The 14,205-nt window shown below is 40.9% G+C and carries 13 protein-coding genes; all 13 read right to left on the bottom strand.

Annotation, left to right across the window (positions count from 1 at the left end; genetic code table 11):
• Nucleotides 1-70: 70 nt before the first annotated feature.
• Entirely contained in the window at nt 71-532 is a 462-nt protein-coding gene (gene nrdR, locus MKY20_RS08770) for a transcriptional regulator NrdR (protein WP_217025958.1), read from the bottom strand.
• 77 nt (nt 533-609) lie between these two features.
• The gene (locus MKY20_RS08765) at nt 610-1,050 is read right to left on the bottom strand and encodes a hypothetical protein (RefSeq protein WP_341000874.1); all 441 of its coding nucleotides are present in this window, start codon (nt 1,048-1,050) and stop codon (nt 610-612) included.
• Nucleotides 1,051-1,188: 138 nt separating this feature from the next.
• On the bottom strand, nt 1,189-1,563 hold the full coding sequence (gene speD, locus MKY20_RS08760) for an adenosylmethionine decarboxylase (protein ID WP_009333223.1): 375 nt from the start codon (nt 1,561-1,563) through the stop codon (nt 1,189-1,191).
• A 324-nt stretch (nt 1,564-1,887) separates the two neighbouring features.
• Nucleotides 1,888-2,919, bottom strand: a complete 1,032-nt coding sequence (locus MKY20_RS08755; protein ID WP_009333224.1) for a glyceraldehyde-3-phosphate dehydrogenase — start codon at nt 2,917-2,919, stop codon at nt 1,888-1,890.
• Nucleotides 2,920-3,164: 245 nt separating this feature from the next.
• Nucleotides 3,165-3,764 (bottom strand): dephospho-CoA kinase, encoded by a 600-nt coding sequence (gene coaE, locus MKY20_RS08750; RefSeq protein WP_009333225.1) that lies wholly within the window; start codon nt 3,762-3,764, stop codon nt 3,165-3,167.
• 24 nt (nt 3,765-3,788) lie between these two features.
• On the bottom strand, nt 3,789-4,424 hold the full coding sequence (ytaF, locus tag MKY20_RS08745) for a sporulation membrane protein YtaF (protein WP_009333226.1): 636 nt from the start codon (nt 4,422-4,424) through the stop codon (nt 3,789-3,791).
• A gap of 94 nt (nt 4,425-4,518) precedes the next feature.
• Nucleotides 4,519-5,346, bottom strand: coding sequence for a DNA-formamidopyrimidine glycosylase (mutM, locus tag MKY20_RS08740; RefSeq protein ID WP_009333227.1), 828 nt, complete (start codon nt 5,344-5,346; stop codon nt 4,519-4,521).
• A gap of 294 nt (nt 5,347-5,640) precedes the next feature.
• Nucleotides 5,641-8,274, bottom strand: coding sequence for a DNA polymerase I (polA, locus tag MKY20_RS08735; RefSeq protein WP_251266947.1), 2,634 nt, complete (start codon nt 8,272-8,274; stop codon nt 5,641-5,643).
• 377 nt (nt 8,275-8,651) lie between these two features.
• Entirely contained in the window at nt 8,652-9,584 is a 933-nt protein-coding gene (gene hflC, locus MKY20_RS08730) for a protease modulator HflC (RefSeq protein ID WP_251266948.1), read from the bottom strand.
• Entirely contained in the window at nt 9,577-10,542 is a 966-nt protein-coding gene (gene hflK / locus MKY20_RS08725; protein ID WP_009333230.1) for an FtsH protease activity modulator HflK, read from the bottom strand. The genes hflC and hflK overlap by 8 nt, the downstream gene beginning before the upstream one ends.
• Nucleotides 10,543-10,794: 252 nt before the next feature.
• Nucleotides 10,795-12,570 carry a two-component system histidine kinase PnpS gene (gene pnpS / locus MKY20_RS08720; RefSeq protein ID WP_009333231.1) on the bottom strand — a complete coding sequence of 592 codons (1,776 nt, stop codon included), beginning with the start codon at nt 12,568-12,570 and terminating at the stop codon, nt 10,795-10,797.
• Complete coding sequence (locus tag MKY20_RS08715; protein ID WP_009333232.1) at nt 12,567-13,283, bottom strand: response regulator transcription factor; 717 nt, start codon at nt 13,281-13,283, stop codon at nt 12,567-12,569. Before MKY20_RS08715 ends, pnpS begins: the two co-directional genes overlap by 4 nt.
• 226 nt (nt 13,284-13,509) lie before the next feature.
• The gene (locus MKY20_RS08710; protein WP_009333233.1) at nt 13,510-13,986 is read right to left on the bottom strand and encodes a MaoC/PaaZ C-terminal domain-containing protein; all 477 of its coding nucleotides are present in this window, start codon (nt 13,984-13,986) and stop codon (nt 13,510-13,512) included.
• Nucleotides 13,987-14,205 lie beyond the last annotated feature (219 nt).

Raw genomic sequence — 14,205 nt, 5'->3', positions numbered from 1 at the left:
GAGCCAAAGAAATCCTTCAGCCCATCAAACTATTTCATTCGAAATCAGGGACAGCGGCAACTGACCTGATTTAAGAGTGTTCTTTTTTGATTAATTCTTTGAGTTCATCAATAAAAACATTGATATCTTTAAATTGCCTGTAAACCGATGCGAAACGAACATATGCCACATCATCCACATTTGCGAGCCTGTCCATGACCATTTCGCCAATTTCATCACTTTTTATTTCAGAGACACCGTTGCTGCGGAGCTCTTTTTCCACTTCAAAAGTAATTTCCTCCAGGTCCTTTAGGGCAACCGGCCTCTTTTCACATGCCTTAATAAGGCCTCTAAGTATTTTTTCCCGGCTGAATTCCTCTCTGGTGCCTTCTTTTTTCACAACAATTAAAGGAATTTCTTCCACTTTTTCAAAAGTCGTAAACCGGTACCCGCATTTCTCGCATTCCCTTCTGCGCCGAATGGATCTGCTGTCATCAACAGGACGGGAATCGAGAACACGGGTATTATTGTTTTGGCATGAAGGGCATCTCATACAATCAGCTCCGAATTCTTTTATAAGTAAGTTATTTTGCTGGCGTTAGATCAATTACCGAATTTTATTTGATACTCTTATCTTATAAAAAAGGAGTTGTCAGTACAAGTACAACTATTTATCTGCGTTTCTGCAGAACCGAGAAAATCATGCCGTTTATTCACCTTTTCATAAATGGAAAGAACTTCTCCCTTAAGGATTGGGTGGACACCTGCCGGGGAGGATTGCTCAGTTGAGATATTGATATCTACAGCCGTTTCGAAAGGCCTGACAGTCACGACTGTGACAATGGCAAAACAAGCTTTATTTTTCTTAATTTCTGCTGCTATCTCGCCGCGTTCTCTGGAAATGCTGAGAATGTTCACATTCTGGTCTGCTTTAAATAAATCTTCAATCGTTTGCATCATTTGAGCTGTATTGGTTCTATAATATCTTGTAGTGAGCTCAGGATCAGAGTGGTTTTCATTTGTTTCACACTGCTTTTTATAGCGGCTGGCAAGCTGCCTGAAAATAGACATCCTCTTTCCTCCGATATTTATTATGTATCCTTATTGTACTATTTTTGAGGAAGATACTAAAGGTAGTGGCAGAGTATTAAACAAAATAAAAAGAGGTGTATTGAATACACCTCTGGATTGCCTAAGATCATTCTGTTATTAAAGTACTTGAGCTTGTTTAACTTGAACTGGACCCATACCGCGAGGAATTTCGATATTCTCACGCGTTTGAGCTCCTAACGATTCTGCAATAAAGTCTGCAGCGATGTTAGGGTCAAGATCTCCACACGTATACACATCAATGCTGGCATAGCCATGCTCCGGGAAGCTGTGAATAGTTAAATGAGATTCAGAGATGATAACCACTCCGCTTACACCCTGTGGTGCAAATTTATGAAATGCAACCTCGCGAATTTCAGCACCAGATTTTAATGCAGCATTTACGAATGTCTGCTCAATAAAATCCATATCATTTAACTTTTCAAAATCGCATCCCCAAAGTTCTGAGATTACGTGACGACCCATAGTTTCCATATTCAAATTTCCCCCTTTAAACTTTTAAGCTATTAATTAATGAAATTCCAGATTTAAACTGGTCCATAACTACCACGGGGGAAAGTTAGTCCAGAGAGGTCCTAACCCTTTAAGTAGCTACCATACCAAAACCTCGGAGAAGTTCACGAGGATTAGTATACTTTGTTTAATTTCTTTTTGCAACACATTGTTTTACATTTTTTTTGGCAAAATTTCTGAAGGCTTTGTCCTTCTCAGGATTTAATTCTGTCCAATAAAAGGAGCCTGCCGGGGAATGGCAGGCTTTAAGGGTATGGGTAGTTTTATATTAAGAGAAATTGGCGATTATCCAATTTTTACTGCAGATGCCTGGAAAAGTTCCTGTGCAACAAATTTTGTTAAGTCTACAACACGGCAGGAATAACCCCACTCATTATCGTACCATGCAAGTACTTTTACTTTGCTGGTGCCGATTACCATTGTAGATAATCCATCGATGATGGCAGAGTGTTCATTTGTGTTGAAATCAATTGAAACCAATGGTTCGTCAGTAATATCAAGGATACCGTGCAGCGATCCCTGTGAAGCAGTTGCAAATGCCGCATTCACTTCTTCTAATGTAACGTCGCGCTTTAAGTCCACTACGAGGTCAACTAATGAAACGTTAGGCGTTGGGACACGGAGTGCCATTCCATGCAATTTGCCCTTTAAGTGAGGCAATACCAGCGACAAAGCTTTAGCGGCACCAGTGGAAGTCGGGATTATGGACTGTCCGCAAGCACGCGCCCGGCGTAAATCCTTATGCGGGTTATCAATATTTTTTTGGTCGTTTGTATATGCATGAACTGTTGTCATAAGTCCGTTTTCAATGCCAAATTGTTCATCAAGGACTTTTGCAACAGGTGCAAGACAGTTTGTTGTACATGAAGCATTAGAAATAATATCATGTTCTTCAATTTTTAATGCGCTTTCATTTACGCCCATAACAATAGTCACATCTTCATTTTTTCCAGGAGCAGTCAGAATTACTTTTTTAGCTCCGGCTTCAAGGTGAAGAGCTGCTTTATCACGTGAATTAAACTTTCCTGTTGCTTCAATGACGATATCGATGTTCAATTCTTTCCACGGAAGCTCTTCAGGATTTCGGCTGCTGACAAGCTTAACACTTTTTCCGTTCACCACAATAGCATTGTCTTCAGGAACAACACTTCCTTCGAATGGTCCGTGGTTTGTATCATATTTAATTAAGTGTGCCAAAGTTTCAGCTGGATAACTTGCATTTATGGCAACCACTTCAAGATTTTCATCAAGGATGGCTTTTCTAAAAACCATACGTCCAATTCTTCCAAAACCGTTAATCGCTATTCTCGCCTTCATGTTACGGCCCCTTCCGCATTAGTGTTATACTTTTTGTTACCCTAAGATGTAATTAGTATAACATATATAAAATCATTTGTGATGAATTAAATGCGGATTTTTTAATGTTTAACAATTCAGAAATATAAACCCTTTACTTTCACCATGTTTTATGGGGTAATGGTCTAAAAATCAGAAACATATAGTTTATTTTTGTCATACTAATTGGGTATTAAATGCAACAAAAAAGAGCCTGTGACAGGCCCTTAGATAGCATTCCATTTTCTTAAAATATCCCACAATTGTTTCTCTGTTTCTTCAATCCTGCCATTATTATCGATTACAGCATCGGCCAATGCCTTCTTTTCTCTTAAAGGCATTTGGGAATGAATTCTTGCCATTGCTTCTTTCTCGGAAAGCTGATTTCTTTGCATCAGCCTCTGCAGCTGTATACCTTCATCTGCATAAACTAATAATGTTTTGTCGCACATGTATTGTAATTTACTTTCAAATAAAAGCGGTATATCTAAAATAATCATCTGTTCATTACGGCTGATTGCTTGTTCCTTTTTGGCTGTCATTCTTTTGCGGACAGCAGGATGTACAATGCTATTTAAGGCTTTCCGCTCTTTTTCATCATGAAAAATAATGGAGCCCAGTTCCGCACGATCAATTGAACCGTCTTTGAGCAGAACCCTTTCCCCAAAATGACGGACAATTTCCTGATAAGCTTCTTCTCCTTTTTCAACAGCTAATCTGGCTTCTATATCCGCGTCGATTACAGTGTATCCTTTTTCGATGAGGAGAGATGAAACGGTGCTTTTCCCGCTTGCAATCCCGCCTGTCAAACCTACAGTCAGTGACATAGTGTGTTCCTTTCATATAAAATGCTAGATTTTTAATATCCCGATTACGATTAAAATAATTCCAGGGATGAATGAGAACTTATGGACCCACCCGCTTTTGGAGAAGAGGGATCCTACTTGCATTCCCATAAACACAAACAGAGAACTCATAACGGCGACTGTCATTGCCAGGTAGAAAGGCGAGTACCCAAGCATAGCTGCACCGATCCCAGCTCCGAAAGCATCAAGGGATAAAGCGAGCCCGAGCATCAGTGCTTCAATTCCTGTGATGGTTCCGGATTTGTCAAAATCAGCGGACATCGGCTTTTTCAGGATATTAATGACAAGCCCAAGAGATTTGATTTCCAGGTTCACAATCGTTTTTTCATGCGGCAGGACATCCTTAATCTTTTCCGGCCTGAAAAATTGATAAAGTACCCAGGCACCAAGAAAAATAAGTATGACTCCCCCAAAACTTTCAGCTAAAGCCGGAGATAAAAAGGCTTCTATAAAATGGCCAATAGTCATGGCAGCCATTAATGTTAAAGCTGAACAGCAAGCGATTATACTGATCGATTTAAATGGTATGCTCATTTTCCTTAAGCCATAGGTTAAACCGACACTAAAACTGTCAAGACTGACAGCAAAAGCAAGTATCAAAAGAGAGAATGTATGCGCCATAGAATAGAGCTCCTTCCTGTCAATCGCTACGATAGTATATGGAAGAAGCCCATCCAATGTTATTCGAAACGCATTTCAGCTCTATTCTGCATTATTATTTTTTCTGGCATGCTGGACAATAGACTGTCCCTCTGCCTCCTGTCACGATCCGCTCAAGCGTGCTTCCGCAGACTTTGCAATCTTCCCCTTTTCGCCCATACACATAAAGTTCAAGCTGAAACATGCCAATTTGCCCCTGGGAATTAACATAGGAGCGAATGGTGCTCCCTCCCTTATCAACCGCTTCCCTCAGGGTATCTGCAATCTCTTTGTGAAGTGTCTCCAATTCGCTTTTTGTTAAACTATTTGCCGCTCTTTCAGGATGTATTCGTGAACGGAATAATGCTTCATCGACATAAATATTTCCTAACCCTACGATCGTTTTCTGATCGAGAAGTGCAGTTTTGATATTGCGGGTGGTCCGTGCAAGTCTTGCAGCAAGATCTTCTGCCGTAAACTCTTCTCCAAATGGTTCCGGTCCCAGGTGTGCCAGCGGAAGAGTCTTAAATTCTTCACCCTTTGCATATAAGTGCATCGTTCCAAATTTACGGACATCCTTATATCTGAGCTCTGTGCCATCTGTAAAATGAAAAATCACATGAGTATGTTTATCAACAGGCTCTTCTTTTAAAAAAAGTCCGTACCTGCCTTCCATTCTCAGATGGGACACAAGGGCATAATCAATGGTATAGAGTATTAGAAACTTTCCTCTCCTGCCAATGTCCTGAAAAATTTGGCCTGCTAAAGCATCCTTGAATTGAACAAGCTCTTCCGGATGCTTAACCATTTTGGGCCAGAAAACCGAAACATGTGCAATGGTTTTGCCGATGACCAATTCCTGCAATGTTCTTCTGACCGTTTCAACTTCAGGAAGTTCAGGCATGGTCCTCCCTCCTTTGTAAATCAGTTAAAAATGCTTTGGACTTTGCTTTATGATATATATTGAATCCTGTTTGCCGGGGTGTTAATTTCCGCTGCAGGCACTCGCTTTCCGCGGGGCTTCCGGGAGCCTCCTCGGCGCTATGCACCTGTGGGGTCTCCCTGGGTTCGCCACTCCCGCAGGAGTCCCGCACCTTCCACTCCAATTAACACGATCTTTAATAGCACTTAGCATATCACAACAAGAAAAATCATTTTAGGTGAATTACTTGCAAAGTAATTTCCTCAAGACCAACTTTTATTTCGCATCAAACCACGTTGGCCCAAAGGAATAATCCACTTTTAGCGGAACTTTCAATTCTACTGCATTTTCCATAACGTCCGGTACGATTTTTTTGAGCGTTTCTATTTCATCCTCTGGCACCTCAAAGATCAGTTCATCGTGAACCTGCAGCAGAAGGCGTGCTTTGAGTTCTTCTTTTCTTAGGCGGTCAGCCATGTCAATCATGGCTTTTTTTATTATATCGGCCGCGCTTCCCTGGATTGGTGTATTCATGGCGGTTCGTTCTGCAAAGCTTCGCAGGTTGAAGTTTCGGCTTGTGATTTCAGGCAGATACCTTCTTCTGTGAAGAAGGGTCGAGACATATCCCTTTTGTTTAGCATCATGGATAATATCATCCATATACTGCTTAACGCCAGGATAACTTTCCAGATAGCGGTCAATAAATTTACCCGCTTCTTTCCGTGTGATACCCAGGCTTTGGGACAGGCCATAATCACTGATTCCGTAGACAATTCCAAAGTTTACGGCCTTTGCATGGCGCCTCATATTGGATGTAACTTCATCGGCATTAACGTGGAATACTTCCATTGCCGTTTTCGTGTGAATATCCATATCTTCAATAAATGCTTCAATCAGCTTTTCATCATTCGCAATATGAGCCAGTACTCTCAGTTCAATCTGCGAGTAGTCTGCTGCAAAGATGGCCCAGCCAGGTTCTGAAGGGACAAATGCCTGCCTGATTTTTCTCCCTTCCTCCAGACGGATCGGAATATTCTGCAGGTTCGGATCTGTTGAGCTTAACCTTCCTGTCTGTGTAAGAGCCTGATTAAATCTGGTGTGGACTTTGCCTGTTTCATAGTTAACCACCTTAAGCAGGCCTTCAATATAAGTGGATTGAAGTTTGCCAAGCTGGCGGTAATGCAGAATGTCCCGGATAATTTCATGGCTGTTCTCTAGTTTCTCCAGAACATCAGCAGATGTGGAATACCCTGTTTTTGTTTTTTTAATGGCAGGCAGCCCTAATTTTTCAAAAAGGATCACACCGAGCTGTTTTGGAGAATTGATATTAAACGCTTCTCCGGCAAGCTCATGTATGCGCTTTTCGATTTCATCCAATTTGGAGAGCAGGTCTTGTCCCATTGTTTTCAGGCGCTCAAGATCCACTTTAATACCGGTTGATTCCATATCAGCCAAAATCAGAGACAGCGGCATTTCCAGGTCATAAAAAAGCTCGGATTGCTGGTTTTCCTTCAATTCACTATCCAATTTTTCCTTCAATGTCATCAAGGCCGCTGCTTTCCTTGCCAAATGCCCGGCGAGTTCCTTTTCTTCCGGAATCCGCCTTTTTGCTCCTTTTCCGTAAAAAGCTTCATCAGATTGAATCGCATTATAGCCATGATTTTTTGCTATAGAGGCCATATCTTCAATAGTCTGAGATGGGTTAATAAGATAAGAAGCAATATAAAGGTCAAAATCGGCACCTTTTAGATGAACTCCATGATGCCGGAGTGAAACTTCCGATCTTTTGGCATCATAGACTGTCTTCTTTTTCGTTTCATCTTCAGCCCACGTTTTAAAAACATCTGACTTTAAGGCCGTTTCTTTGGAGAAGAAAAAATTCCCCTTATCATTCGCAACGGAAAAACCAATGATGTCTGCATAATGGTAATTATCTTCTAGAAGCTCAACATAAAATGCATTTTCATCGGTAAACATCTCTTCCTTAATCTCATCCGCAATGATAAATTCAATTTCTTCAAGTTTCTCTTCGACCGCTTCTGTGTCACCGCCCAGCTTTTCCAGTAAAGAGTTAAAGCCTAATTCTTTAAAGATGTTTATAACTTTTTCTTTATCAAAACCTTCATATTCAACATCTTCAATTTTAATTTCAACAGGGGCTTCTCTGGTGATAGTGGCAAGTTCTTTGCTCATTAAAGCTTGATCCCTGAATTCTTCCAGCTTTTCTTTCAGTTTTTTCCCGCTCACCTTATCAACAGAATCCAAGAGCTCTTCAAGGGTTCCAAACTCTTTCAGCAATTTAAGGGCTGTTTTTTCCCCAACTCCCGGAACTCCTGGGATATTATCGGAACTATCTCCCATTAGGCCTTTCATATCAATAATCCTGTCAGCTGTGATTCCGTATTTCTCTTCTATATGAGCTGGTGTGTATTCTTCAATGTCAGTAATGCCTTTGCGGGTAATGCTGACTGTTACAGCATCAGAACTTAACTGTGTTAAATCCTTATCCCCAGATATAACTTTAACTTCATAGCCATCTTTTTCGGCATGCAGGGACAGTGTTCCAATAATATCATCCGCTTCATAGTTTTCCAGTTCATATCTGGAAATCCCGTAAGCATCAAGAAGTTCTCTGATATAGGGGAACTGCTCTGATAGCTCAGGCGGTGTTTTCTGCCTTCCGCCTTTATACTCGCTGAAGGTTTTATGGCGGAAGGTTGTTTTTCCGGCATCGAACGCCACAAGAAGATGAGTTGGTTTTTCATCCTCGAGAATCCTTTGCAGCATCATGGTAAATCCGTAGACAGCATTTGTATGTATTCCTTTATCATTGTTTAAAAGCGGCAGAGCAAAAAATGCCCGATAAGCTATGCTGTTGCCATCAATCAGAACAAGCTTTTTTTTATCCAACTAATATCTCCTCCTATCAGAAAAGCGGAAGGCGCCCGCTTAATAAAGGCACGCAGACTAAAAACGCCACGTCCTGTGGCAACGTCTGCATAACCCACATCCTCCCAAAAGCTATCGCTTTCGGTCGTGCGATGTTTATGCTGACGAAGCCTTCCATGTCCTGTGGGCCTCAAGCATATGACAAGCCGGCTGAAAGGGTGTTCTTTAACCTTTTAGACGGATTGGCCTAGACCCTAGAGCTGATGGCGCCTGAAGCTAGACAGTTATCTAACTAGAAAAGCGCAAGCGCCTTGCCCACAATAAAAAAGCCGTTATTTTCCTTTATTCTATCATGAGCAGATAGAGAAAGAAAAATAACGGCTTTGGGTTAAAAATTATTAATCCGTATACCCCATCAGCAGTCGGGCATATGGTGAGTCCGAAGGGAGAACAATTACAGTTTCACCATTAATGGTCTTTTTATATGATTCTAGCGTGCGGTACAAGGAATAAAATTCAGGATCCTTTGAGAAGGCTTCGTTGTAGACTTTCGCAGCTCCCGCTTCTCCTTCCGCCCGGATCGTTTCAGCATCCGCCTGGGCCTTGGCCAGCATTTCCCTGACATTCCTGTCCGTTTCAGCAATGATGATATTCTTCTGGGCATCACCCTTGGACAAGTATTCCTGGGCTGTTGACTGGCGCTCTGAAATCATTCTGGTGTACACGGACTGTTCGTTTTCAGAAGGTAAATCTGTTCGTTTAATTCGTACATCTGTTACTGTGATTCCATAGTTATCATTAGAAAGCAATTCATTCACTTTAGTAGTAATTTGATCATTCAATGATCCCCTTGATGACTTTTCATCATTAATTATTTCATCATAATTCAGCCGGCCCAATTCGGAGCGGGTCACAGAGTAGATGAATTCTTCCATTCTGGCCTCCGCTCCCTCCAATGTTCTGGCATTTGAGATCATTTTCTTCGGGTCATCAATTTTCCATACTGCATAATTATCAATAATCATAACCTTTTTGTCCTTTGTATTGATTTCAGCTTCGGACACGTCATAAGTCATTTGGTATTTAGGGAGCGTGGTAACACTTTGGATAAATGGTATTTTGTATGTTAATCCAGGCTCGCTCTCAATCCGGACTACCTCTCCAAATTGACGGATGACCCTGTACTCCCCTTCCTTTACAATAAAAAGGTTGCTGAAAAGAATTACGAGTGCGGCAACGACAAGCACAAGGATGAGTCCAAGTTTGGTATAACTTTTCCACTGGAAATTCCCGCCCCGTTCATTGATATTTACCACATTTTGATCACTCATTATCCTCACCAGCTTCCTCTTTCGGTTTGGCCTGTTCTTTCTCAAGCGGCCTGATCGGGAAATATTTCATTGTATTTCCATCGTCATTCATAATGTAAATTTCAGCACCTGGAAGGACTTGCTCCAGCGTTTCAATGACAAGCCGCTCTCTTGTGATATCAGGATTATTCTTATATTCTCCATACAATTTATTAAATACTGCCACATCTCCACGTGCTCTTTCCAGACGGGCCGCTTTTTCACCTTCCGCTTTGGAGGCAAGAGCCTCCTTCTCACCTTCTGCTTCATTCATTCTCTGGTTCTTATATTTTTCTGCTTCATTTTTTTTGGTATTGGCGGTTTCCCTCGCATCCGTTACATCCGTAAAGGCTTTTCTGACATCATCATTCGGCAGTTCCACATCCTGCAGTTTGACTGCAAGAACGGATATGCCAATATCATATTTGCCAATTAAAGAGGTTAGGAGCTCTCTGACATCCGCTTCAATTTCTGCTTTTCCTGAAGTTAGTGCATCATCAATTTTAGATCCCCCTATAATACTTCTTAAGGATGAGGAAGTAGCATCATATAGGATTTCTTCTGGATCTTCAGCATTATAAAGATATTTTTCCGGATCCGTAATTTTCCACTGTACCACCAGATCTGCCAGAACGATATTTTCATCACCGGTTATCATCTTTGTCTCATCAGGAAAATCCTTTATTTCTCCATCCTTTTCTTCATATCCAAACTGGAGCGAAAAGGTTTCCTTTGAAAGCTTCTCCACGGTTTGGACAGGCCATGGCAGTTTGAAATGAAGTCCCGGCTCCGTAATGCCTTCCTCCACTTTCCCAAATGTTAAAATGACTGCCTGATCCGATTCATCGACGGTGTACCATGTTGTAAAGGCAACTATACTTAAAATAACAATTGCCAGAATTAGCCCTGCGATTGTATAAATCCGCTTTAAGCTGACCATTTCTCTCTCCCCTTCCCTAGCACTCTTTCTATAACTTTTCATACGATTTATTTACGTAAAGGTTTCATAAATATGACAAAAGTTCAAGAAAGAAGGAAAATCAGCAAAAATGAAAAAGGCGAAAGCGGGGTCAGCTTTCACCTTTTTCTATGGCTCCTTGGATGAAGGGGTTTAACAATTATGATTTTATCAGCGGAATGTAAAGGGGACATAAATCTGCTGTAAAAATAATGTAAAGATAAACCTGCCACTTCACCCATTTTTTTCATTATTCATTTTGGGAAGTTCAATTATAAAGGAGGTACCTTTGCCGACCTCACTTTTTACTGAGATGGATCCTTTATGTGCTTCAACCAGATGCTTAACGATGGCAAGGCCCAGTCCTGTACCGCCTGAATTCCTGCTTCTAGCTTTATCCACCCGATAAAAACGTTCAAAAATACGAGGAATTTCACTGGCTTCAATTCCAATCCCCGTATCCCTTATTTCAGTCAAAACTGTGCTGCCGGTCTTTGCTGCTGAAATATAGATGACTCCCTGATTCGGCGTATAAGAAATTGCATTGGATATGATATTTATAAACACCTGCTTAAGCCGGTGAATATCTCCTTCGATATATACCGGCTTTTCATCTCTCTGATATTTAAAAACAATTTCCTTTTCTGCTGCTTTCCCTTTCATAATGGCCATCACATCTTCGAGTACATCAGTCAGGTCCAGCTGCTGAATGGAAAGGCTGAATCCTTGCTTTTCGATTTTCGATAGATCCAGCAAATCCTGAATAAGAGATTGAAGCCGGTCACTCTCCTTCAAAATGATACTGAGGAAATCATTTAAAGCCTGTTTGTCTTCCATCGCACCATCCAAAAGAGTTTCCGAAAAACCCTTTATCGAAGTTATAGGTGTTTTCAATTCATGGGAAACGTTTGCTACAAAATCCTTCCTCATCTGCTCAAGCTTTTTCAGTTCTGTAATATCATGAAAAACAAGTAAAATCCCTTTCCATTCATCATTCGTGCCAATAATCGGGACTCCATATACTTCAAAGTAACGTCTTTCGATATTGACGGGAATAATAAGCTGTTTTTTTACTTTCTGCTCAGTCATGAAAATTTCTTCGACCATTTCGGTAATACCTTTGTGCTCAATCACTTCATAATAGAGTTTATAAAGATATTCGGAAGGATTTACATTGAAAACCTCTTTATATGGCCGGTTCATTAAATTAATATAGCCTCTGCTGTCAATAAGAATCAGGCCGCTTCCCATGTTTTCAATGAGAGCCCCAAGCCGGTCCTGCTGCATTTCCTGGGACTTCACCATTTCCTGAAGATTCCTCGCCAATACATTGATAGACTTACTAAGCATACCTGTTTCGTCTTCCTGGTCTTCATATGTTCTTGCACGGTAGTTTCCCTTTGTAAGTTCAATTGCAACCTTTGTAGCTGACTCGATAGGTTTTGTATACCGTGCGGTAATTCTTGATCCAAGCAGAATAATCACAAATAAAGAAAGCCCCAGGCTGATAGTCAAAATCCACCAAATCTGCTGGTAAGCCTTTTGGAATTCAGCCATCTTTGTGCTTAAGAAGATATAGCCGTCCTTCTCGCCATTTATTATGACAGGCTGCCAATAATAGTGCAGGTTAAACCCTCCGGCCACTTCCAATCCTGATTCATTTGCAGATTCCTTTTTTAGTACTTCTAATATAATTTCCTGATGCCTGCTTTGTGTTGTCTCACTTTTAACGCTGCTGTCCAATAGTATTCTGCCCTGGCCATCCGTAACTGTTACACGCAAATCAAGAATGTCCCCGAACTCATTGATTTTGTCAATACTTAGGGATCCAATGCCCCCGTTGCCCTCAACATAGCTCGATACCAGTTCAGACTCTTTTTGCAGACGTGCATCAAATGTTTGTAAATAATAGCTTTTAAAAAGCTGGCCTAAAAGAAGGCCCAACGCAATTAAAACAACCAGAATTAAAGTGAGCAATGCGAATAGCAGGCGGGTGCGAAACGTGTTCATTCTCCTTTAGGCTCCTCCAATTTGTAGCCCAGTCCGCGAATGGTCTTTATATATACAGGTTTTTTAGTGTTGGTTTCAATCTTCTCTCTTAAATGGCTAATATGTACATCAACGATTCTTGTGTCTCCCGCAAAATCATAATTCCAAACTGCGCTAAGAAGCTGATCCCTTGTAAGAACACGGCTCTTATTCTTGGCAAGATATAATAGCAATTCAAATTCCTTCGGAGTTAATTCAAGGAGTTCATCTTCAAAATAAGCTTCATAATGCTGCGGAAATATCTTCAGGCCGCCAATCCGCAAAGAATCGCCATCTTCTGTTTTCTCCTCAGCAGCCTCAGGAACAAATTGAGTTCTCCTTAAGATGGCTTTAACTCTGGCAACCACTTCCCGGGGGCTGAAAGGCTTTGTCATGTAATCATCCGCACCCAGTTCAAGGCCAAGGACCTTATCAAATTCATCATCCTTGGCAGTCAGCATTAAAATAGGTGTCGCAATTTTCTGCTGTCTAAGCTGTTTGCATACTTCAATTCCATCAAGCTTTGGAAGCATAAGATCAAGTACAATTAGATCCGGCTTTTCAGAAATGGCCAAATCTTTTCCCTCCTGGCCATCCATGGCTGTGATCACTTCATAGCCCGCCTGCTGCAGGTTATATTGAAGTAAAGTTACGATAGATTGTTCGTCATCTACAACTAGAATTTTCTTATCCATACGATCCTCCGAGTGAATGAATTACCCCTGTTTTGAAACCTCAGCTGAAACAGCACCATTGGAGTGTCAGCGATCTTTATAAAAGCAGGTATCCCTCCTGCCTATCAAACCCCTATTTGCCATATACCTTTATTATAATATATTTCATGATTTTTTTTCGGATCAATTGTTGGATAAGACTGGATTCATAAAAAAAGATGTGCGTCTTCTGCACATCTTTTTACTATCAGAAATTATCCAGAGCATTCCCATCCATTGGCTGAGGCTTGTATGGCGGGCATATAAGGAGCTGTCCGTTAATAACCGTCTGATCCTCTTCATTTGTTCCCTGTACCTTAATTTGTACGGTGTGACTTGACGTGTTCACTTCTGTTACCTCGAATAAAAATTGAACGGTGCCATAATGATAGACAGGCTTCACATACTCGATCTCCTGCTTTAAAACATGGCTTCCTGGCCCCGGCAAATATTTTGATATGGCTGAGTTAATGATGCCATTCAGCATAACACTTGGCACAATCGGCTTTTTATAAGGTGTTTGTGAGGCATAGTCATGCTGGATATATAAAGGGTTTGCATCGTTCGTTAAGCCCAGGTACAGCAATAGGTCCTTATCTTCTATTTTTTCTGTAAGCGTCAGTTTTTCACCAACAGAAATTTCATCAATGGTTCTTCCCAGTTTTCTTTTCTTTCCAAGCAGCATATCTTAGCACCTCCAAGTATTGTAACCGTTTACATAGTTGCTGTAAAAAAATAGACTGTAAAATATTTTAAATTATTCAGTCTATTTTTTATATGATATCATTTTATACTATTTCCCAAAAGAGCTTCAAGTAAAAAAATTCGGAGAGCCGACCCCGAATTTTTTTACTATTTATTTTTCAAAGTTATTGACTAGCTTAAGAATTCTGCACGTTGATTT

Origin of the sequence: Cytobacillus sp. FSL W8-0315 (genome assembly GCF_038002905.1) — a bacterium.
Taxonomy (GTDB): Bacteria; Bacillota; Bacilli; order Bacillales; family Cytobacillaceae; genus Cytobacillus; species Cytobacillus pseudoceanisediminis.
Note: the sequence above shows the minus strand (reverse complement) of the source record. Positions and strands in the feature narration are given on the sequence as shown.